The organism is Gloeocapsopsis crepidinum LEGE 06123, assembly GCF_015207655.1.
Classification (GTDB): Bacteria; Cyanobacteriota; Cyanobacteriia; order Cyanobacteriales; family Chroococcidiopsidaceae; genus Gloeocapsopsis; species Gloeocapsopsis crepidinum.
Genome location: NZ_JADEWN010000054.1, coordinates 1 through 20,993, shown reverse-complemented (window position 1 = coordinate 20,993; position 20,993 = coordinate 1). Strand labels below are relative to the sequence as shown.

Here is a 20,993-nt window from a genome sequence, read left to right as displayed (position 1 = left end):
ACTCAAGACACGTTTAATTCTCAAACTTACTGAATTTTTGTGTAGCTTAGTTTACATTTTGCCTTTTTGCATAACTTCTTGCAGATGTTGACGAATCTCCTGTGCTTGCTCTACATCTGCTTGACGCAGCTTTTGAAATAGCTCAACACAAGGTTGCGATTGCATTTGCTGAGCATCTTGAATGTAAGTGTCGTAAGCTTTGACAGCTTCTGCTTTATTCTGTAACGCTGTCAGTAGATCGTACTCCAGATTGCTTAACGCCGTGTTATTTCCGTTGTCTGCCATGATCTATGTACACCCTCCTTGAACATTGCTATCTAAATTTGTACTGACAACTAAACAGCAGTTCATCTACCTAAAAGAGTATGACCTGTACAGAACTATGAGGTTTCAGAAGTGATGAAAGTACTAGCTAGTCCAGATTCAAGGCGCGATGTTTGAGGTCTTGTAGAGAGACAAAATTCAAAACTGCTTCATGCGTTGCAGATAGAATAACAGGAGGAGCAACCCCAGCATCTAGTGCTTCTTTCCAACGCGAGGCACAAAGACACCAGCGATCGCCTGATTTGAGTCCAGGAAAATTAAACGTTGGTCTAGGCGTACTGAGATCGTTACCTCTAGAACGAGTAAACGCTAAAAACTCTTCAGTGACTTGCGCGCAAACAACATGCGTTCCACTATCTTGCGGACCTGTTTCGCACACTCCGTTGCGATAAAACCCTGTCATAGGAGAGGTACAACAAGTTTCTAACTCTTCGCCTAGTACGTTTCGACAATTCATCGATATTAGCTTCCTCTGACTAAGAATTCAAAAACGGTAAAACTACCTCTGCAACTTCTGCTGCGTACTCTTCGTGCAAACCTAAAGTTCCTGGAAGTGTTTGTGTCTGAATTCCAGGAATTGCCGCAACAGCTTCCATTTCAGCAGTTGATGACGGCGGTGCTTGGCTACCAACAATCACCATGATAGGAAGCGATACTTGAAATAGTTGTAAGAAATCAGTACGGCTAGAGACAGGATCGAGTCTCCCAGTCACAAATGCTGCTGGTGCAAATCTTGCTCCTGGCTGCTGGGTAATTTGTCGCTTGTGCTGAATAAACTCTGGTGTTAAGCGGGCTTTATCTACATAAACATGCCTACCGTACATTAAGCGGAGAAATGCCGGAGTTGTGTTGGCTTGGTAAAGTGCTTGACCAAGAAGTGGCGATCGCACTAACTCTCGTACCATTCCCGCCACAGGTTTGCTTGCGCCCATGACTGTAAAAGGACCCCGCCAGGTTGGTGCAACTAATACAATGCGCGACCAAACATCAGGTTGTTGTGCTAATTGCATCACATAACCTGCAGCATGACCCGCAGCAACGACTGCGATGGGATGGGAAAATGTATCTCGGACAAAATCTTGCAGCAACTGATGATAGATTGCCGGTTTGTAATCTAACGGTGGGCGATCGGATTGCCCAAATCCTAACCAATCGAGGGCGACTACCTGATACTGAGTCGCCAGTTTTTCTGCTAAACCTCGCATTTCTGCCCGTGTAGAAACGGTGCTAAACGCTGGCAAAAGTAACACTGGAGTTCCTTCACCTTTTGTTTCATAAACCACAGTGAAGGTTTGTCCTTGCCAGATCCAATCATATTTTTGCACATTGCCACCGATATTTTGCCCCGCAGCGGTGGAGCGAGTAGCTGGGGTTTGAGTAAGTGCTGACATAATTTTTGCTAGCGCTATTCAAAAGTTTTGAATTTTGAGTTTTGAATTTTGAGTTAACTTCACAAACAAATCAAGGGAATTGAAATCAGGGGTTACTGCAAAAGTTTTGAATTCATCAAGAGTTTTGAATTCATCAAGAGTTTTCTTAACTCAACACTTCATGACTCTCTCAGGCTCAAAACTAACTGAGAACTGATAAAAGGCGTGGACTTCATACTAGAGATTATATACTCCTCAACACGGTGTATGTTGAAAGCTAGGAGCTAGTCGTCAAAACAGTGGACATTGATTCTCTTTTACAACCTTTTCAACGCTTCGGCGTTCACTTGGGATTAGAACGTATTGAGCAATTATTGGCAAATCTAGGTAATCCACAGCAGCGAGTACCGATAATTCATGTTGCTGGAACAAACGGTAAAGGATCGGTGTGTGCTTACTTATCTTCAGTATTGACTCAAGCTGGTTACTGTGTGGGGCGCTATACTTCCCCTCATCTCATTGATTGGACTGAGCGAATTTGCATTAATGAAAAACCTATTACTCAGGAAAAATTAGCAGAATTGTTGTTGCGGGTGCAACAGGCGATCGCCTTACAGCAAGAGACACCCACGCAATTTGAAGTTTTTACAGCAGCAGCTTGGCTATACTTTGCGCAACAGCAGGTCGATGTTGCAGTGGTAGAAGTGGGTTTGGGGGGGCGTTTGGATGCAACTAATGTTTGCGCGACACCACTTGTTAGTATTATTACTTCGATTAGTCGAGAACATTGGCAACAGTTAGGTCCTACTTTGACAGATATTGCGCGGGAAAAGGCAGGAATTTTGAAGCCTGGATGTGCAGCAGTTGTCGGACCTTTGCCACTAGAAGCAAAAGCGGTGGTGCAAAAGAGAATTCAGGAGTTGGGGTGCGTGGACGTGTGGGTAGAGGCTGCAAAGGTACGAACCACACAGACGCAGAGTCAAGAATGTGTAGAGTATGGGGGTGTTCAGTATCTTTTGCCGTTGTTGGGGGAGTTTCAGTTGGTGAATTCGGCGTTGGCGATCGCTGCTTTACAAATCTTACAAAAAAAAGGTTGGCAGATATCATCAGAAGCGATCGTGCAGGGCATGGCGAAAACTCAGTGGTTGGGGCGGTTGCAATGGTACACTTGGCAGGGTCGCGAGTTATTAATTGATGGAGCGCATAATCCGGCTGCGGCTCAAGTTTTACGGCAATTTGTGGATACTTTTGCTGTTGATTCAGTGAGTTGGGTAATGGGAATGCTATCGACAAAAGATCATAGTGAAATATTTGAGGCTTTGTTGCGATCGCACGATCGTTTATTGTTAGTTCCTGTTCCCGATCATAGTTCAGCCGATCCAGAACAATTGGCACGACTTGCCCAAAAAATCTGTCCTCAATTATCAGAGTGTTCTACTTATACAGATGTAGAATCTGCCCTAACATCTGCAATCGCCACATCTGACAAGCTCATTGTGCTGTGTGGTTCGCTCTATCTTGTTGGTCATTTTCTCAGCTCACTAGCTACTAATCACTAACCACTCCTCACCCCTGTTAAAATCCAGTTAATTTTTAGTTAAGCTCCCATAGTAAATCTTATGAGTAATGATGTCTTGGATGTTCGGAATCTGCAAATTGAATTTCTGGGTGATGAAAGGCAAGTGAAGGCTGTTGACGGAATTTCGTTTCAGGTGCAACGCGGTCAGACACTAGGAATTGTGGGAGAGTCGGGTTCAGGGAAATCTGTTACATCTTTGGCTGTCATGGGGTTGATTCCATCTCCAGGCGTGATTACAGGTGGCAAAGTTTGGTTTCGCGATCGCAATCACAGTAGTGAACTAATAAATTTATTGGAACTGCCACCCGAACGCATGCAACAATATCGTGGCGGAAAAATTGCGATGATTTTTCAAGAACCGATGAGTTCGCTTAACCCAGTCTATACAATCGGGTTTCAGTTAATAGAAGCACTGCGACAACATCAAAATATTTCCCAAAAAGAAGCAACAAGACAAGCGATCGCGGGTTTACAAGAAGTCAAATTATTGCCAAGTGATGACGAGTTACGTCAGCAGTACACGGATACAATGCAAGGTCATCGTGTTAATCAGCGTCAGCGCGAGTTATTTGTTCAACAGCAAAAGCAGGCAATTCTCGATCGCTATCCGCACGAACTTTCTGGCGGTCAATTACAGCGCGTAATGATCGCGATGGCAATTTCTTGTGACCCTGCACTATTAATTGCAGACGAACCAACAACTGCATTGGATGTCACAGTGCAAGCGACAATTTTAGACTTGCTTAGGGAATTGCGCGATCGCCGTCAAATGTCGATGATGTTTATTACTCATGACTTGGGAATTATTGCTGAAATTGCCGATTCAGTTGCTGTCATGTACCAAGGCAAAATTGTGGAGTATGGTTTAGCTGAGCAAATTTTTACACATCCTCAACATCCATACACCAAAGGTTTACTTGCGTGTCGTCCGAGTTTAGAAAAGCGATCGCAGTATCTTCTCACAGTCTCAGATTTTATGAGTGTGGGATTAACACGCGAAGGTGACGCCGAAATTCAAGCCAAAGAACCAACACTACCACCACAAGTCAGTTCAGAAACCTTAGCGCAACGCTTGACAAATTTAAAACAACAATCACCACTCCTTCAAGTTCAGAATTTGCAAGTGGGCTTTCCCATTCGTGGCGTCTTTGGTCGAACTAAACGCTACTTTCTTGCTGTGAATGGCGTTTCTTTTGTCGTGTACCCTGGTGAGACATTAGGATTAGTAGGTGAGTCGGGTTGTGGTAAAACAACGCTTGGTCGTACTTTATTGCGGCTTGTTGAGCCAATTGGGGGACAAGTTTTCTTTGAAGGACGGGATGTCACAAACCTAAAAGGACGTCTTCTGCAACAACTCCGGCGGGAGATGCAAATTATTTTTCAAAATCCCTTTAGTTCGCTCGATCCGCGCATGAAAATTGGTGATGCGGTGATGGAACCACTCGTGATTCATGCTGCAAGTCAATCATCTCGTCAACGCCGCGATCGCGCTGCTTATTTATTAGATCGGGTCGGCATTGATCCCAAACAAATGAATCGTTATCCACACCAATTTTCTGGAGGTCAACGGCAACGCATTTGTGTTGCTAGAGCACTCGCACTCAATCCCAAGTTTATTATTTGTGATGAGTCGGTGTCATCATTGGATGTCTCGGTACAAGCACAAGTCTTGAATTTATTGAAAGAACTACAAGCTGAGTTTAATCTTACCTATATTTTTATTTCGCACGACTTGAGTGTTGTCAAATTTATGAGCGATCGCATCTTAGTCATGAATCGCGGACAAATCGTTGAACAAGGTGCTGCTGAAGAAATTTATCGCGATCCGAAAGAAACATATACGCGATCGCTGATTGCTGCAATTCCTACAGGCAGTCGCGACCGAATTCAAACACGTCCTTCCTCACATTCTGCACTGAGCAGCTAATAATAGAGGTAAAAAGAATTCGTTTCGACTAGACTCATAACACTAGACGTAATAAAATCCTGCACGACTAGACATCTTAACTTCAGCTATACAGAATTTATCTCGCGTTGGGGAGTGAAAGGCGTGGCTTTTTTAGGTTTTTTTAATCGGTTGTCATTATCAAAAGATATGGGTATTGACCTTGGTACTGCCAATACCCTGGTATATGTATCTGGTAAAGGCATTGTCTTACAAGAGCCTTCTGTGATCGCGATTGACAAAAATGGCAAAATGCCTCCAGCAGTGGGTGAAGAAGCTAAACGCATGATGGGTCGTACACCTGGAAATGTGACTGTAACGCGCCCTTTACGCGATGGTGTCATTGCTGATTTTGATACGGCTGAACTGATGCTTAAGCATTTTATCCAACGCGTACATGAAGGTCGCATTGTCTCCCCGCGCATGGTTATTGGGATTCCTACAGGTGTCACAGGTGTAGAACGACGCGCGCTTATGGATGCAGCTACTCAAGCAGGTGCTAGAGATGTGTTTTTGATTGAAGAACCTATAGCCGCTGCAATTGGTGCTGGAATTCCTGTCACGGAAGCGGTTGGTAACATGATTATCGATATTGGTGGGGGAACAACTGAAGTCGCAGTGTTAAGTCTTTTTGGCACAGTTGTGAGTGAATCAGTACGAGTTGCTGGAGATGAACTCAATGAAGCGATCGTGCAGTACATGAAGAAAATCTACAACTTGGTCATTGGCGAACGTACTGCCGAAGAAATTAAAATTCGGATTGGTTCGGCATATCCTATGCGGAATGACGAAGAAAATGTCATGGAGGTACGCGGATTGCACTTGCTATCGGGTTTACCACGCACTGTGACAATTAAAGAACCCGAAATTCGCGAAAGTATGTCAGAACCATTGTCTACGATTATTGAAGCAGTGAAGCGAACGCTCGAACGAACACCTCCAGAACTTGCTGCTGATATTGTTGATCGCGGAATTGTTCTCGCCGGTGGTGGTGCTTTACTCAAAGGGATAGATACACTAATTAGCCATGAAACAGGTATTGCCACTCATATTGCAGCTGATCCCTTAAGCTGTGTTGTCTTAGGCACAGGTCGCGTTTTAGAAAAATTTAAACAAATGGAACCTGTATTTAGTGCACGATCGCGTACGATCTAAGTTAAGAGGGGTCAGAGATCAGAGGTCAGGGAAATTCCCTGATATGAAGCTTTGGGAAAAAATAATGGAAATATTGGAGGTTCGGATTTTTCTGTGACCCTAACCCCTGATTCCTAATTTCCGACCTTTTCTTTAGCAAAGTGTACACAGTAGCCACTCTGAAAGGATATAACAGAAAGCGTTTCTTCCTATAGCAATGGTCAATATGGTAAGGACATTAGTGGTTAGTTGCTAGTCACCCTCACTCACCATGTTAATTCAGTAATCAAGCGGATTGGATATAACTTTTACCCCTGACTTCCGAACCGTAGGTCTGCGTAAAGCGCGTCCTCTGACCACTGCTATACAACTGAATCACAAGCTAGAAGCTGACTGCAAAAACTATGTACATCATTCGTCGCTGGTGGGAGCGCTATGCTCTAACACTAGTGCTGGTAAGTTTGTCTTTCGGTACTGCCTGGGCAATTCGCCATACTCAGGGAGCAGTTGTTGTTGAAGTTTATCAAGTATTGACACGTCCATTTCAGTCTAGTTCCAATCAAGACATATACTTATACGATGCCAGAGTGCAAGAACTGGAAACACGCATAGTAGAACTAGAAAATAAAAACCAACAGCTTGAAGAGTTGTTAGGATATGTCAATCAGATTAATAACAATGTAAAAAATTCACCGCAGCAGGCAATTACAGTGCCAGTTATTGGTCGCAGTGCAGATCAGTGGTGGCAACAAATCACTTTAGGACGCGGCAGTCAAGCAGGAATTCAAGTTGGTGATATTGTAACTGCTCCTGGTGGGCTAGTTGGTAGAGTTACTAGTGTCTCTCCTCACACAAGCCGTGTATTGCTAATTAGCGATCCGACAAGTCAATTGGGTGTCACAATTAGCCGTAGCCGCTTTATGGGGTTCTTGCGCGGGCAATCTGCAAATTATGCTGTTATGCAGTTCTTTGATAAAGTTCCTGATGTCCGTCCAGGAGATGCGATCGCAACATCGCCTTATAGCCAAATTTTTCCCGCAGGTATACCTGTAGGAATTGTCGAATCGATCGACCTCAAAAAAAGTCCAGCTCCAGAAGCGCTAATTGCCCTTTCTGCACCAATGCCTCATCTAGAATGGGTCGTTGTTGCAACGAAGAAGGAACCAGGAATCGAGAATTAGAGTTATTCTCTGATCTCTAAACCGTAGGTCTGAGAAAATCGCGTCCTCCGATCCCTGATCTCTCCTAATCTGCCACAAGGAGATATAAAAATCTTGAACCGTATTTCTCTAAAGCATTTGTACAAACGTCAGGCGATCAATTGGCTTGTGACTGTTAGCTCAGTTTTGCTGTGCTTACTGCTATCACCAATGCGCTTACCTGGAATGGAATTAGCGGGGATTGCTCCTAATTGGCTATTAATCTGGGTTGTTGCTTGGAGCATTAAGCGTACAGCTGTTCAGGGAGCGATCGCCGGAGTTATTGTTGGTTTACTGCAAGATGGCATGACAGCACCTGTTCCCTCACATGCTCTAAGTTTGGCTTTAGTAGGAATTGTGACAGCTCGCTTACACAAGCAGCGCTATCTTCAGGAAGACTTTATTTCGGTTGCTTTGATTGTCTTTGTGATGGCAGCATTCACTGAAGTAATGACCGCAGCTCAATTTAGCATCTGGAGTGCGGCGATCGCAGGAAAATACACTGCGATAGTCAGTCATTTTGGCGGAATCTGGACATACTACCAGCGTGTTGCCTTAGCTTCTGCGATTGTGAGTAGCCTATGGGCACCAGTGGTATACTACCCCCTAAATCGTTGGTGGACAAAAATGAAAGATTGATTTAGAGCATTCCTGATTTTTTATAATATAAACCCAGAATCCTGAATACTTTCGCGCCCGATTTAATGAAATTACTGCAAGCACTATTCGAGAGGAAAATAACTTACAGGTGAAATCATTCTCCCAAGCAGATTTACAACCAGAGGGAACTGCTATCACCGATTTCGATCGAGTGATGATGCAGCGGTGTTTGCAGCTAGCGCGTCGTGCTTTAGGACGCACTGCACCAAATCCGTTGGTCGGTTCTGTGATTGTTCAAGCAGGAGAAGTTGTTGGTGAAGGATTTCATCCAGGTGCAGGTCAACCTCATGCTGAAGTTTTTGCTCTACAAGATGCAGGCGATCGCGCTTTTGGTGCTACTGTCTATGTCAATTTAGAGCCTTGCAATCATTATGGACGTACTCCCCCATGTTCTGAGGCTTTAGTTGCGGCAGGAGTGGCAAAAGTGGTGGTTGGAATGGTCGATCCGAACCCACTCGTTGCTGGAGGTGGAATTATGCGGTTACGCAATGCTGGAATAGAAGTTGTTGTCGGTGTGGAAGAAGACGATTGCCGTCAACTCAATGAAGGTTTTGTGCATCGCATTCTCTATCAACGACCGTTTGGTATTTTGAAGTACGCTATGACGCTGGATGGCAAAATTGCAACAAGTAGCGGTCATAGTGCTTGGATTAGTAACCAAAGTGCCCGAAACTTAGTTCATCAACTCCGAGCAGCGTGTGATGCGGTAATTGTAGGCGGGAATACAGTACGAAAAGATAATCCTCGGTTAACTAGTCGTCAGGCAGAAGCACATAACCCCTTACGAGTTGTGATGAGCCGCACTCTTGATTTACCTACTGAAGCTTATTTATGGCAAACTACAGAATTTCCCACGCTGGTGTTGACGCAAAAAGGCGCAAATCTCGATTTTCAACAGCTACTATGGCAAAAAAATGTTGAGGTGATAGAATTGCCATCACTCACACCAACTCGCGCAATGGCACACTTGTACGAGCGAGGTTTTTCATCAGTCTTGTGGGAATGTGGCGGAACATTGGCTGCACAAGCGATCGCTGAAGGCATGGTACAAAAAATTCTGGCGTTCATTGCGCCTAAAATTGTCGGTGGCAGCAACGCACCATCACCTATTGGTGACTTGGGCTTGACAAATATGACTCAAGCACTTGCTCTCGAACGAGTGCGCTGGCAAACTATAGATTCAGACTGCTTGGTTGAAGGTTATTTACCTCAAAAGAAGTAATTTTTTGATGCCGCGATCTTCCCCTTAATTGCAATAATAGACATTCAATATGCTCGAAATTGTACTTTACAGTTTGTTTGTCGGTAGTTTGGGTTTGCAGGCTGTGGCGCTTGGTGGCTGGATGCACTGGCAACAACATTTAAGAGCTAATCAAGAGGAGGAGGAAGAAATCTTGACGCAATACGAAACCAGAGAAAATTCCATAGTAGAGCCACTGCCAAATGGTGCTGCTAAACAACTTAAAGATCCTCGTCTAGTCGGCTGGGAATTTAAAATTGTCCGTGCTAACCGCAACGTATTCCGCAATTCACAAGTTCTGCAAAAGTTGTGTCAAGAAGAAGCTGAATCAGGCTGGATTTTGTTAGAAAAACTTGACGATCGCCGTGTTAGATTTAAGCGACCAATTGCTTTACGGGAAATTATTAAATCAGAATATCTCAAGCACGAACCTTATCGCAGCCATTACGGTTCTTCATGGCAACCGTGGAATTGGGTTGCTGCGATCGCTGTCTTGGTAGCGATGACTTTACCTGCTTATCTAGGTTATGCCTTAGTTTCTCGCACCTTTGCATCTTCGAGTCAAACGGAACCCACACCCGCCACGTTTCCTCCGCTTGAACCGTCATCTGAGCGTTGAGCTTTTTTCAAGAAGGTTGTCGATTTTCTGCTAAATCGCGAATTAAGTTGAGCCGCGAACGAATATAGTCGCTGAGAACATCGAGTTCATTTTGATTCAGCGACGTTTTCATCTTTGTTTGCTTGAGTAACCATTGGATTAAGTGTGCATCGTCAAGTCTTAACAAAGTGTGTGACTGAGTTGTTTCAACTACAGACCAAAGCTGACGCAGGACTGTGGGAGTCATAAGACCTCTGCTGAAAAATTAAGATTTCCTTTACTTTTAAGAGAATAGCGAATCAATCCGTTATTGCGGAAAAGAACACACAACACGATACAAGAGTTACAAATTACTTAACAAAGCGATGAATAACTTGACACAGTCTCATGCTTTAGTCTTATGGACTTGCGTTAAAAGTACATAATACGTTCGTTAAATTTGTTTGAGTTCCCTTGTGTATCGTTCAGGGGAGATTCAAATAACTCGTATAGGAATATTTTACTAGTTTGTGGCTAAAGTCATTTCAGGTTGGCAACACAAATCTTCTATTTAGGAAGCATATACCGCAATTTGCAAATATTGTTCAATAAAATAGGCACATTTGCAAGACAAATGTCAACTAAAGTAGTACTTTATATCTTATATAAATAAACTCAAGACGAACTCAATAAAAAATATCTTGCATGAATTACAGATATCCTACGACAGAAGTCGGTGCTACTTGCAACGGTTGATAAAGCCGATGAACATCTTAACTATGCAACGCAAGTTATGTCAATGACTCCACGCATCATTTAGACTTTGTTTAGAGGAATCATTGCTTTTTTCAAGCCGTAGTTGTTTCCACCTCATCTTTGCTACAAGTCACTCGCAGGATAGTATCTGCTTCTGGACAAGGTTTATTAGCATGACAGTTAGGGGGGGTTGCATCCACTTGTTGCACTTCTACACTAATATTCAAGCGTCCATAGCGCAGTGTAGTTGACATCCAAACCAACTCTTTCATCGAGCGCTCAAAGCGGCGAATGTAGGCATCTTTTTCTGCTTCGGTTATTTTGCCTGACTCATCAAAAAGTTTGTTAACATTACCAAAATTGAGGTCGTAAAAGGTAGTAACTAACCCCAACTCGCGCATCACGGGTAGTAAACTTTGAATAACTCGCGTTCCGCCAAATGGACTTGCAGAAACACCACAAATCCCAACAGCCTTGTGAATATATTCTTCGAGATTAGTATCAAGAACGTGCTTAAGCCAACCAGGAAAACTATGATTATACTCTGGAACAACAAGGATAAAACCATCTGCTCGTTCGCAGGTAGCAGAAAACTGAGGATCTTTAATTGCTTGCCCAGCATTATCAATAGGAAAATGTAGTTGGCGGATATCTATCAATTCAGTTTCAACACTGCTCCACTGCTTGACTTGTTCAACAATAAAATTCGCTACAGGTTCGCTCATGCGTCCTTGGCGAGTTGTACCGAGAATAACGGGAATAAATAGGTTTTTCACGAGTTCTTTTCCTGTAACATTGCTATAAACAATAAATGGAAAAAGCTCAGTTTTAAATACTCATAAAAATTAATCTCAAGTTCTATTAAATAACCATAACATCAAGTAGAAAGCAGATTTTTATTATAATTAATTGAATAAAATTAAATTTAAATTTGTTTTCATTCTAAATGACAAAATTAAGTATATCGCTGATAGACAATTCTTGTCTACCGTTACTATTACAGCTATTACAATTCGCAAAAAATTAGAGAAAGTAATGAAAACAGTAAACTTGCCAAGGTATCTGTCTTACGAACTGCCACTTCAGCTAAAACTAAAATGCCCACTAAAATAAACAAAATTCCCATACCCCGTTCTAAAAGTTTCTGTGGCAGTCGGTTAGCGACAATAGAGCCGAGTTGCGCACCAATAATAACACCAGGTGCAGTAAAGATTACTAAGCTTAAAACTGTATTAAGCACACCACCGCCTTCTTGGATAAACCCAATTGCATGACCAACTGAGGCAATGAGGGCAGTAATAGCTACAATAAAAACACTGGTAGCCACGGCAACTTTGCTAGGAACATGACAGCGCTGTAGTAAGAAGTAACCATTGAGTTCTCCTAAGCCTGTTGAAACCATTCCTAAAAACAACCCACCAATACCAATCAAAAGTCGCCCTTCTGTTCGATTACCAATGGTATAGCAGAAAGTTTCTCCAGCTTTAGTAGTAATGCAAGTTTGAGGTGCATTGTGGTGGGATTTGATATCTTTGTCTAAAAGTTTGACGGTTGCTGGTTCGGGAGAACGCAAAAAACTAGAGGCGATCGCGAACAATCCTACACTCAAGATTCCTTTAAGAACATCAGCGGGAATCATTCTCCCTAACCATGTTCCTAACAAGGCGGTGGGAATACTGATGGATAGTAGCATTACTCCTAGCTTGTAATCTATTAAGCCTTTGCGGGTATAAGCGTAAAGTCCACTGGCAAAGCCAAACACTTCAGTCATTAAACCTGTACCAATTGCAACCTCGGCAGGCAGACCAAGCCCCAAGATAAATATAGGCGTGAAAAATGTCGCTCCTTCCACACCCGATGCTAAAGCAATGGTAGCGATCGCAATAGCAATAGGAAACATAAACCAATATTCAAAACTCATAATTAATCTTTGAAAAAGTAAGTTTTTCTCAACTCCTTGATTTTGGTACTTTTATTTTCAATAACTATACAGCTATTTGATTTTCCTTCAATCGCCAAGTTTGAAATATTAATTAAACAAACTAAACATGAGAAGTAATGGAGATTGACTATCTGTACTCAATAAAGATGAAGTAAATGCTAGAGTGATTTGTCGAAAACTGTAACCAGTATTCGACGAAGAAGAAACACTAAGATCATCACCGATACCAGAAATACCTGTTTGATTGCTAGTAAAAGAATCTATTGCTGTAATTTGAAAGAAAAATAAACCATCTGCATTCAAACCACCTACTACAGTTTCTTGTTCTGTGTCAGATAGTTTTGTAAATAATTCGATAGTTTCGGATATGCGATCAAAAGTCATAATAATACCTGCTACTTTTAACAAAAAGAAAAAAACTTTAAATGTTCTCCGTGCTGATTGCGCAAACTTTCTAAAGAACCTTGTATTTTTACTTGACCTTTATCTAAAAGTACAATCCAATCAGAGCGCTCAATAACGCTGGGGCGGTGAGTAATTAGTATGGTAGTTTTACCTTTACGAAACTCTAATAGTCGCTCTAATACATGAGATTCGCTAACTGGATCAAGTCCAGCCGTAGATTCATCCAAGATGAGAATGGGCGGATCTGTGACAATTCCCCTGGCGATCGCTAGTCTTTGTCTTTGACCACCAGAAATATTAGCACCAAATTCTCCTAAAACCGTTTGATATTTATTTGGTAATTGACTGATAAATTCGTCTGCATCAGTAATTTGGCAAGCCTTGACAATTTGTTCAAAAGATATATAAGGTGTGCCTAAATGAAAGTTCTCTACAATGCTTCGGCTCCAAAAATGTGGTTCTTGAGGTACATAAACCACTTGTTGTCGAAGACAATCGAGACATAAATCTTCCTGGTTGTAATAGCCAATGCGGATATTACCGGACTGGGGTTGATATAAACCAGCTATCAATTTTGCTAAGGTACTTTTACCACAGCCAGATTGACCAATAAGTGCGATCGCGCATCCACCTGGGATACTCAGAGAAAAGTTCTCCATTAAATCAACTCTACCAGCATGGTGAAAGTTAATATCTTTACAAACAATGTTGGCATCACCTGGAATTTGAACAAAAGGTTTTTGTATACTAAAGCTTTCTTCTGGCGTAGCGTCAGTTATTTCCAATATCCGCTTAACTGCTGTTTGGGAACGAAAATATTCATCTACTAAGCTAATCAACGAGTTGATTAATGCTAGGATATTAGCCTGCATAACATTAAATGCTAGTAGTTGACCAATGCTCAATTCTTGAGCAATAACTAATAAACTGCCAAATCCTAGTAAAGAGATACTACCAATCTGGTGAACAAATTGAGCTAAAGTACCGTTGATAATACTGATTTGAGTAGTCTTAAAGGTGATATTAGCAAGCCGACCAAAACGAACTTGAAATTCCTCCCATAACTGAGGAGCAGCACTCGTAGCTTTAACCACTAATGCACCTTTAAATGTTTCTACTAAAACACCTTGATTTTCTGATGCTAAAACTAGAAGATTGCGGATAGCACGTCGTAGTATTGGTAGTAAAGGAAACGTTAATCCAGCCATCAATACGCCAATTAAAATCACTGCCAAAGTAAGTTTCCAGCTATAAAGCAACATCAAACAAAAAGAAATTAGAGCTACAAATAATTGGCTAGGCAGAAGTGCTACGACTTGAGAAAGTAACTGATTAATTTCATTAATATCTCGCAGTCGGCTGGCAATTTCACCACTGCGACGAGTTTCATAAAAATTGAGAGGAAGATGTAAAATCTTGTGCCCAAATTCTAAAACTAATCCTAATTGCAACCTTTGGCTAAATTGAGAAATCATAGTTGCTTGCAACAATTGCAAACTACTACTAAATAAGGTCATCATTACTACTCCAATGACCACAACGCCCAACAATTCGGTGTCTTGTCGAACTAATACATCATCAGTGAGTATTTGCAATAAAAAAGGGCTAGCTAGAGAAAGTACACCTAAAACGATATTAACTACTAAAACCCCAAAAATTAAATTGCGATAGGGTAAAATACGGTGTAAAAAGCGATTGAATCCTTCTTCTTTCTCAACTTTTTCTTGCTGAAAGAAAGTCTCTGGATTTATTTCTAGCACAAGCATAATCCCATCCCAAGCAGCCGCTATCTCTTTACGCTTGAGATAACGAATGCCCACAGCAGGGTCGCCAATAATGTAGTTTTTACCATGCTTGCCATATAAAACAACCCAGTGATAACCTTGCCAATGAATGACACTAGGCAAAGGAATTTTTTTGATATGGTCTAATATTTCTAAAGAAGCTTTAACAGCGCGTGTCTTAAAGCCCAGATGTTCAAATCCTCGTCTTAGACCCAACATTGTTGTTCCTAGTTGTCCAGTCCCTACGGCTTCTCGACTGCGAATCATGCTCAAAAAGCGTCCATGATACTTGCAAACTGAAGCTAAGCAGGCGGCTCCACAGTCTTCTTCGCTTGACTGCAAAACACACTGATAACTATTACGGCGAAATTGTGGTAGAGACATAAGCTTTGTGCTTGATTGCAGCACGGAAATTAACATTCTTGGAAAGAAAGTGAAAAACTCGGTTTTTGTACTAAATATTTGATATAAACCGAGCTTTACGGAAAATAAACTTCATTATTGTCTCTTTACGAGAAATAATGCTCGCGTTTCCATTCATTCCTGGTTGTAATTGACATCTAGAAGAACCGTTTTCCATCACCAAAGTCTGCGGTTCGATGCTAACTTCGTATATAGGTAAAGAAGGGCTGTTGGCTTGATTACTTGCCACTGGCAAAATATCTGGTGCTATCGTTTTCACTACACCGTTGAGAGTGCCATAGTCAGGATAAGGGCAAGCTGACACTTGCATTTGAACTTTCTGTCCTGTTTTTACTTTGTCAATATCTGGAATTGGGACTTGGGCTTTAATTAGCAAAGGTGCGTTAACTGGAGCAATATAAGCGATCGCTTCTCCAGGTTGCACAACCTGTTCTGAGTTGCGAAGATTGAGTTTTAGAACTGTTCCTGAAATAGGGGCGCGGACTAAACTTCGAGTCAGATCGTGTTCTAGCTGCTGTAATTCTTTTTGAGAATGTTTGAGTTGTGTTTGCAGTTCAAGTTGTTGTTGCAGTAGAACTTGGAGTTCTTTATTTAAAGCAGCTAAAGTAGCTTCTCCCTTCGCCCTTTCCTGCTTGATTCTTTCAGTTGCTATAACAATAGGTGCATCACTCGGATTAATTGCTGTTTTATACCTTGTTAATTTTAGTTGGGCGAGTCTTAAATCTTGCTGTTTTTCTTCCAAGAGATTCGCAGTACTAGCTTTTGCTTGTTCGAGTTTTGCTTGAGCAGATTTTACTGCTTGTTCTCTTTCTTCAAATAGATTGCGAGAAATTGCTCCTGATTGTAGTACCTGCAACAATCTATCCCGTTGCACTCTAGCTACCTGTAAAGCAGCTTGTGCTTCTTCCACAGTTGCTGTCAAAACTTTTTCCTGCTGTAATCGTTCTAGCTGCACTCTAGCTAACTCCAAGCTGGCTTGTGCTTCTGCGAGATCAGCTTGTACCTTAGTTGTTTGGTCTTGATAGTTGCGTTCGACACCTCTTAATTCGGCTTGTGCAGCTACAATATTGCGGTTTATTAAGCGAGTTTGTGCTTCTACTTGTGCCTGGAGTTCTTCAATCTGAGTATAAAATTTACTCAGTTGTAATTGAATTTGCCTAATCCTGCTTTGTAATTGACTTTTCTGAGTTTGCAGACGCGAGTCATCAATTCTAACTATGGTATCTCCACGTTTGACCACTTGATTTTCTTCTACTGCAATTTGCTCCACCGTCCCCTCAAATGCAGCTTCAACTAAACGCAGTTCTCCCGCCGGACGAATAGCCCCAGGTGCTTTGACAGCAACATTGTACTCCAGCACAGATGCAAGGATAACTCCACCACCAAGAATCACAACTATGAATCCCCCACCAGTAATTGCCCAAGGATTAATCCGAGGAAGAAATTCATTGCTACTGATAGTAGGAAGTTGTTCTGGAGTGGGATTACCTAGCATAGTTATTAAACCTAGAAACTTATCAAAGAACTAAAAACTAATAAACACAATTAATTTTTATGACATCTTACTAAACTGGGTAATTAATCTTAGATTAATTACCCAATCTTATTAGAAGATTAGAGAGTCAAATTGAGGTTTTGACCAGCACCAGTGAAAATATCACTAGCTCCAACTACTTGCGTTATCTCGCTACCATTTCTATTGGAAGATGAGCGTGTTGTAAATAATAGTGTTTCTTCAGAAAAGGTAGAGGAGACGATATCTCGAAGGCTAATACCGCCAGCAAGAGATTCTTGTTGATCATTAGTCAACTCTATAATAAACTGGGATTGCATGATGGAATCAGACATAGTTTTACCTCAAACTTGTAATTAAAGGTGTTAATGTTCAGCTAAAACTCATTGTTATTTTGCAACCTTTTACTTGAGCTTTTCTTACAGATATAGTGTTGTCTGTATAGTCACGAGTAAATAAAACTCGTGACTAATAATCAGCCTTATTTGATTCGCAAAACTCAATTTGCTTTAACTTCCGACTTTACCAGTTGTAATAAAACTGGCATGAACTATCTTTTGTGTTACCTTCTCAAAGTGAATACTAACTGCTGGATCTTAACTAAGCAATTACGTTAATTTTGCCTAGTTAGAATAGCGAATTATATGTTCAAATTGACATCTTTAAGCGCCTCAGTGACAATATCTTCAGCTGCTAGAACCTGTGTTACATCACTACCATTTCTACCAGTTTTCGCTGTACTACCAAGTACTAACGCCTCTTGACTGAAGGCAGAAGAAACTAAATCTTGAAGACTGATACCGCCAGAAAGAGCTTCTTGTTGCTCTTCGCTTAGATTAGTCAATAACTTGGAGTGAATGTTTAGTTCTGACATAATTTTATACCTCTTGAAACTAGCTTTTATCGTTTTTTAAGCATTGTGCATTAAACAGATTGCATACTTTTATTTTTCTTGCCAGAACAGATGTATTTTAAATATATCTATTTCATTAACTCATGAACTGTTTATTATCAATAGCTCATGAATTATGACTGACTTTCTATAAAATCACACAATGTTCAATGCGTTTCTGCTTATTTGTATATTAACGAGAAATATAAGTTTCTAAATGCTCAGTTTTTGCTCAGTTTTGCTCAGTTGAGTACAAAACTATATAGAAAAGATTGGTCAAAGCATGAATATTGTCTCACCTGTAAGGGGATCTTTTAAAATTGGTATATCCTAAGCCTAAGCCTGTAACGAAATGGAAGTGCAACAACATGGCTTTATCATCCCCCTTAGGCTACTTTTCTTTAGTAAATGTTAAATGCTCTACGTGTTTTTACTTTTTTCAATTCTCTAATATTCCAAGGCGTTTATCTCAAGAAAAAAAAGTGACTTAAATAGATTTGGAAAAGTCAATCACGATGACTAAATAGTTGCTCGATGAGATTTTTGGTCATGTCTGATGTGGAACTATCATCTAAAATTAGCAAACAGCATGAAACGGATAAATGCTTAATTAATTGCAAGATTCTACTATTTAAGAAATTAGGCAAATTTGTTTTTTGTTCGCTTGAAATCAACTGAATTATTTCAAGTAGAATTTCTTGTATAGGCAGAAAATTTTCAATATTTTGAGTCTGCTTTGCTTCAATTTCAGTTTTGTTACAAAGCAGTGCTACTAAATGGTGATTCTCTCGTATGACAACTTGCTTGAGTCTGGTTGTTTCCTCGACATAGCTGGATGAAAATATATTGGCTTTCACTTTGTTATTACTGATATCATCTGCTTCTACAAGGTAAGGTAGAAGTAATTGCTCCTCTATAGAAGCTAAAGATGTTTCCTCGAAAATACTTTGGTCTGCAACTTCTTCCCAGTTCACACCAACAGCGTCACAAATAGAAAAAAAATTTTCACTACGGATTGCTTGACCTGCCCAAAATCGACGTAGTGTAGCTTGAGAAATAGACGCGCGATCGCACCAAATGTATGCTAGTTTATTCCATCCTTTCTTACGTCTTGCTCGCTCGACAATATTTAACCCTTGCTGAGATGCTTGAATGGAATCTGTCATGTCTAATTCCTCGCAGAATTTTAATATCTTTCATAGATTCATTAAATTAGGTATTATTATTTCAAATAATCTAATAGCGAAAAAATTAGATATCTTATAAAATTGTTTTTGTGATAGAAACTCCAAAATAACTTCTGTTAAGAATATACATAAGCTAAATACTTTGACATTGATCAATAAAAAATCATGTAGACCGGATATAAAAAAATAACCTAATCTACGGTATTGTGATGTTTAAGTTTATTTGCTTAGCTCAATTTCTCTCTAAAATTCTTCTTTTTCAGAAATATTGAGAAATTTAGGACGGCAATGATTAATTTCAACACTAACAGTAATTGCTCCTTTTTGAATCAAATCTTCTACATAGTATTCCTTTTTCAATTAAGCCTTTTTGACACTGGCAAAAGGATCAAATTAATACGTGTAATTCGGATTTCTAGTAACAACTTTAACCTACCAAGCTAATCCTAAAGTTTCGAGAATAACTACAACTTTTTTTCTAACATCTAGAGAAAATTTGGATTTTTGCTTTGGTAAACGTTGATAGTTTTCTTTTACGTCATTTGCAAATTCAAAAGCTATGTTCCCCATTTAAATCTACTCAATTTCAGAGTAATACTTATACTTGTACTTTAAAAAAAGGCTGGATAAACAAAAGCAAAAGCTGTTGAGCTAGGAATAGGCTTTCCATCTATTTCTTCTACAATAACAGTTTTCAATTCTTTATCCCAAATAGCTTTAATTTTGCGACCATTAAAATCTACAACCTTTGTACCAACTTTCTCTAGTTCTTGATGAGAAAACTGGTGGCTAACACCAGAAAAACGATTTTTTAGTGTTAGATGATCTGGTTCCCACACATAGTTGATAATTGCTTTGGGATGCAGTTGACGCTGGTTTTGATTGCGAACGGGAAAAAGAATCTCATTGTTCGTGTAATAACTACCATAGGGATATCGCAGGTAGTCGCGTTTGTAACCAGTCACTGTGGAAAGAATTTTGCTGCTAGGATGCTTAGCTAACCATGCACCCAAAGTTGTTTTAACCCCAGGTAATCTGTTTAAAGAACGATTATTTTTCGGACCAATAATACCAATAGCCCAAGGTTGAGAGTAAAGGGTATCATCGGCTCGGTCATACATAATCAAGCAACTTTGATAGAGCTTACCAGATACTCCATAAGTTGTGTTTCCTCGCTCAAAAACAACCGCAGTGTCACACAATGGACAATAGGAGACAGTAAGGTTAGTTCCACCGACGGTATCATTAACAATTTCGTGCCAGTTTAAAATCCCAAAAGGGTAGGCTTTGGCTTCACCATTAATGACCACACCAATAACTAATTCGTCTCGATCAAATGGCGTATTTTCGGCAGTATCAAAGCGAGGATTATCAATACTAGGAATACCATCTTTTGGTGGACCACCGTCTAAAAGTTCAGTTAAATCAATACGTGTATTCTTTGTAGGATCAATGTTCTGCTTGCGGAGGTCATCTAACTCTTGATTTTGATTATGAAAGTGCTTGGTAAGAGAGAAGTAACGCAGTTTAAAGTTATCTAATCCATCAGCTTGAATGACTAATGTACTTAATAATAAGCCAATGATAGAAATTTTAGTAATGGCAGTTGTAATTCTTTCCATAGGAAAAACCGATGAAATAATTGTTTCTAAATTTGTACTAGCAAAAATACAAATTTTTAGGAAAATGTGATGGAAAATATGAACACAGTAGGAGTTTATTTTCTACATCTGCGGCTTAACATACTCGTTAATTCAGTCTGTATTAGGTAATACGAAACTAAATCCAAAAAGGATGATCTCAATTTAAGTTTATTTAGAGAAGCTTAAAGGAGGCGATCGCAAAATTAATCTCTTCTTAATACTTTAACTAAGCTATTTTCTGGCTAAACAAGCATATCCTCACGTTTCTATGCTTAAACGTAAATTCTATTTTAAGAGGAGGTCTGAAAAGTAAAAAAGCTCTCGTTACAATAACCTGTCAATAGCAAAAAATGACAGAGAACGAGAGTCATGGGTCAATCATATCGTACCGATCTCACAGATGAACAATGGGAATTACTG

At 40.4% G+C, this 20,993-nt stretch carries 21 protein-coding genes; 7 read left to right on the top strand and 14 right to left on the bottom strand.

Annotation, left to right across the window (positions count from 1 at the left end):
* Nucleotides 1-51: 51 nt before the first annotated feature.
* The 3 genes from IQ230_RS19070 to IQ230_RS19060 all read right to left on the bottom strand — a co-directional run bounded on the left by IQ230_RS19070 (nucleotide 52) and on the right by IQ230_RS19060 (nucleotide 1,715).
* Nucleotides 52-285 (bottom strand): hypothetical protein, encoded by a 234-nt coding sequence (locus IQ230_RS19070; protein WP_099703344.1) that lies wholly within the window; start codon nucleotides 283-285, stop codon nucleotides 52-54.
* Between the two features lie 127 nt (nucleotides 286-412).
* The gene (locus tag IQ230_RS19065; protein ID WP_193933836.1) at nucleotides 413-781 is read right to left on the bottom strand and encodes a DUF2237 family protein; all 369 of its coding nucleotides are present in this window, start codon (nucleotides 779-781) and stop codon (nucleotides 413-415) included.
* Nucleotides 782-800: 19 nt separating this feature from the next.
* Entirely contained in the window at nucleotides 801-1,715 is a 915-nt protein-coding gene (locus tag IQ230_RS19060; protein WP_193933835.1) for an alpha/beta fold hydrolase, read from the bottom strand.
* A 278-nt stretch (nucleotides 1,716-1,993) separates the two neighbouring features.
* On the opposite strand from IQ230_RS19060, the gene IQ230_RS19055 reads away from it, so the two are divergent.
* The 7 genes from IQ230_RS19055 (at nucleotide 1,994) to IQ230_RS19025 (ending at nucleotide 10,070) form a co-directional block, all read left to right on the top strand.
* Nucleotides 1,994-3,253: a bifunctional folylpolyglutamate synthase/dihydrofolate synthase gene (locus IQ230_RS19055; protein WP_193933834.1), complete on the top strand. Its 1,260-nt coding sequence runs from the start codon at nucleotides 1,994-1,996 to the stop codon at nucleotides 3,251-3,253.
* Nucleotides 3,254-3,313: 60 nt separating this feature from the next.
* Entirely contained in the window at nucleotides 3,314-5,200 is a 1,887-nt protein-coding gene (locus IQ230_RS19050; RefSeq protein ID WP_193933833.1) for an ABC transporter ATP-binding protein, read from the top strand.
* 168 nt (nucleotides 5,201-5,368) lie between these two features.
* Nucleotides 5,369-6,373 carry a rod shape-determining protein gene (locus IQ230_RS19045; protein ID WP_099703339.1) on the top strand — a complete coding sequence of 335 codons (1,005 nt, stop codon included), beginning with the start codon at nucleotides 5,369-5,371 and terminating at the stop codon, nucleotides 6,371-6,373.
* A 383-nt stretch (nucleotides 6,374-6,756) separates the two neighbouring features.
* A complete protein-coding gene (mreC, locus tag IQ230_RS19040) occupies nucleotides 6,757-7,533 on the top strand; it encodes a rod shape-determining protein MreC (protein ID WP_193933832.1) in 777 nt (258 codons plus the stop codon).
* Nucleotides 7,534-7,626: 93 nt separating this feature from the next.
* Entirely contained in the window at nucleotides 7,627-8,190 is a 564-nt protein-coding gene (gene mreD / locus IQ230_RS19035) for a rod shape-determining protein MreD (protein ID WP_193933831.1), read from the top strand.
* A gap of 175 nt (nucleotides 8,191-8,365) precedes the next feature.
* Nucleotides 8,366-9,433 (top strand): bifunctional diaminohydroxyphosphoribosylaminopyrimidine deaminase/5-amino-6-(5-phosphoribosylamino)uracil reductase RibD, encoded by a 1,068-nt coding sequence (gene ribD / locus IQ230_RS19030; RefSeq protein ID WP_193933859.1) that lies wholly within the window; start codon nucleotides 8,366-8,368, stop codon nucleotides 9,431-9,433.
* A 49-nt stretch (nucleotides 9,434-9,482) separates the two neighbouring features.
* Entirely contained in the window at nucleotides 9,483-10,070 is a 588-nt protein-coding gene (locus IQ230_RS19025) for a hypothetical protein (protein ID WP_193933830.1), read from the top strand.
* A gap of 7 nt (nucleotides 10,071-10,077) precedes the next feature.
* Here the strand turns inward: IQ230_RS19025 and IQ230_RS19020 are convergent, their stop codons facing one another.
* From IQ230_RS19020 to IQ230_RS18970, 11 genes are all read right to left on the bottom strand, one after another.
* A complete protein-coding gene (locus IQ230_RS19020; protein ID WP_099703336.1) occupies nucleotides 10,078-10,296 on the bottom strand; it encodes a hypothetical protein in 219 nt (72 codons plus the stop codon).
* A gap of 580 nt (nucleotides 10,297-10,876) precedes the next feature.
* A complete protein-coding gene (locus tag IQ230_RS19015; RefSeq protein WP_193933829.1) occupies nucleotides 10,877-11,560 on the bottom strand; it encodes an NADPH-dependent FMN reductase in 684 nt (227 codons plus the stop codon).
* Nucleotides 11,561-11,790: 230 nt separating this feature from the next.
* On the bottom strand, nucleotides 11,791-12,705 hold the full coding sequence (locus IQ230_RS19010) for a sulfite exporter TauE/SafE family protein (RefSeq protein ID WP_193933828.1): 915 nt from the start codon (nucleotides 12,703-12,705) through the stop codon (nucleotides 11,791-11,793).
* 108 nt (nucleotides 12,706-12,813) lie between these two features.
* A complete protein-coding gene (locus IQ230_RS19005) occupies nucleotides 12,814-13,110 on the bottom strand; it encodes a hypothetical protein (protein WP_193933827.1) in 297 nt (98 codons plus the stop codon).
* 17 nt (nucleotides 13,111-13,127) lie between these two features.
* Nucleotides 13,128-15,299 (bottom strand): peptidase domain-containing ABC transporter, encoded by a 2,172-nt coding sequence (locus IQ230_RS19000; protein ID WP_193933826.1) that lies wholly within the window; start codon nucleotides 15,297-15,299, stop codon nucleotides 13,128-13,130.
* Nucleotides 15,300-15,369: 70 nt separating this feature from the next.
* Complete coding sequence (locus tag IQ230_RS18995) at nucleotides 15,370-16,833, bottom strand: HlyD family efflux transporter periplasmic adaptor subunit (RefSeq protein ID WP_193933825.1); 1,464 nt, start codon at nucleotides 16,831-16,833, stop codon at nucleotides 15,370-15,372.
* 119 nt (nucleotides 16,834-16,952) lie between these two features.
* Nucleotides 16,953-17,186: a CTB family bacteriocin gene (locus tag IQ230_RS18990; RefSeq protein WP_193933824.1), complete on the bottom strand. Its 234-nt coding sequence runs from the start codon at nucleotides 17,184-17,186 to the stop codon at nucleotides 16,953-16,955.
* 305 nt (nucleotides 17,187-17,491) lie between these two features.
* The gene (locus tag IQ230_RS18985; RefSeq protein ID WP_193933823.1) at nucleotides 17,492-17,725 is read right to left on the bottom strand and encodes a CTB family bacteriocin; all 234 of its coding nucleotides are present in this window, start codon (nucleotides 17,723-17,725) and stop codon (nucleotides 17,492-17,494) included.
* Between the two features lie 524 nt (nucleotides 17,726-18,249).
* Nucleotides 18,250-18,909: a hypothetical protein gene (locus tag IQ230_RS18980; RefSeq protein WP_193933822.1), complete on the bottom strand. Its 660-nt coding sequence runs from the start codon at nucleotides 18,907-18,909 to the stop codon at nucleotides 18,250-18,252.
* 264 nt (nucleotides 18,910-19,173) lie between these two features.
* Nucleotides 19,174-19,290, bottom strand: a complete 117-nt coding sequence (locus tag IQ230_RS18975; protein WP_193933821.1) for a DUF1816 domain-containing protein — start codon at nucleotides 19,288-19,290, stop codon at nucleotides 19,174-19,176.
* Between the two features lie 251 nt (nucleotides 19,291-19,541).
* Entirely contained in the window at nucleotides 19,542-20,552 is a 1,011-nt protein-coding gene (locus IQ230_RS18970; RefSeq protein ID WP_193933820.1) for a DUF3179 domain-containing protein, read from the bottom strand.
* Between the last annotated feature and the right edge of the window lie 441 nt (nucleotides 20,553-20,993).

Coding starts and splice junctions, on each gene's coding strand:
- mreC (WP_193933832.1), top strand. CDS start 6,757: ATGTACATCATTCGTCGCTGGTGGGAGCGCTATGCTCTAACACTAGTG.
- ribD (WP_193933859.1), top strand. CDS start 8,366: ATGATGCAGCGGTGTTTGCAGCTAGCGCGTCGTGCTTTAGGACGCACT.
- IQ230_RS19000 (WP_193933826.1), bottom strand. CDS start 15,299: ATGTCTCTACCACAATTTCGCCGTAATAGTTATCAGTGTGTTTTGCAG.
- IQ230_RS18980 (WP_193933822.1), bottom strand. CDS start 18,909: ATGACAGATTCCATTCAAGCATCTCAGCAAGGGTTAAATATTGTCGAG.
- IQ230_RS19070 (WP_099703344.1), bottom strand. CDS start 285: ATGGCAGACAACGGAAATAACACGGCGTTAAGCAATCTGGAGTACGAT.
- IQ230_RS19010 (WP_193933828.1), bottom strand. CDS start 12,705: ATGAGTTTTGAATATTGGTTTATGTTTCCTATTGCTATTGCGATCGCT.
- IQ230_RS18985 (WP_193933823.1), bottom strand. CDS start 17,725: ATGTCAGAACTAAACATTCACTCCAAGTTATTGACTAATCTAAGCGAA.
- IQ230_RS19005 (WP_193933827.1), bottom strand. CDS start 13,110: ATGACTTTTGATCGCATATCCGAAACTATCGAATTATTTACAAAACTA.
- IQ230_RS19020 (WP_099703336.1), bottom strand. CDS start 10,296: ATGACTCCCACAGTCCTGCGTCAGCTTTGGTCTGTAGTTGAAACAACT.
- IQ230_RS18990 (WP_193933824.1), bottom strand. CDS start 17,186: ATGTCTGATTCCATCATGCAATCCCAGTTTATTATAGAGTTGACTAAT.
- IQ230_RS19060 (WP_193933835.1), bottom strand. CDS start 1,715: ATGTCAGCACTTACTCAAACCCCAGCTACTCGCTCCACCGCTGCGGGG.
- IQ230_RS19065 (WP_193933836.1), bottom strand. CDS start 781: ATGAATTGTCGAAACGTACTAGGCGAAGAGTTAGAAACTTGTTGTACC.
- IQ230_RS18970 (WP_193933820.1), bottom strand. CDS start 20,552: ATGGAAAGAATTACAACTGCCATTACTAAAATTTCTATCATTGGCTTA.
- IQ230_RS19025 (WP_193933830.1), top strand. CDS start 9,483: ATGCTCGAAATTGTACTTTACAGTTTGTTTGTCGGTAGTTTGGGTTTG.
- IQ230_RS18995 (WP_193933825.1), bottom strand. CDS start 16,833: ATGCTAGGTAATCCCACTCCAGAACAACTTCCTACTATCAGTAGCAAT.
- IQ230_RS19050 (WP_193933833.1), top strand. CDS start 3,314: ATGAGTAATGATGTCTTGGATGTTCGGAATCTGCAAATTGAATTTCTG.
- IQ230_RS19045 (WP_099703339.1), top strand. CDS start 5,369: ATGGGTATTGACCTTGGTACTGCCAATACCCTGGTATATGTATCTGGT.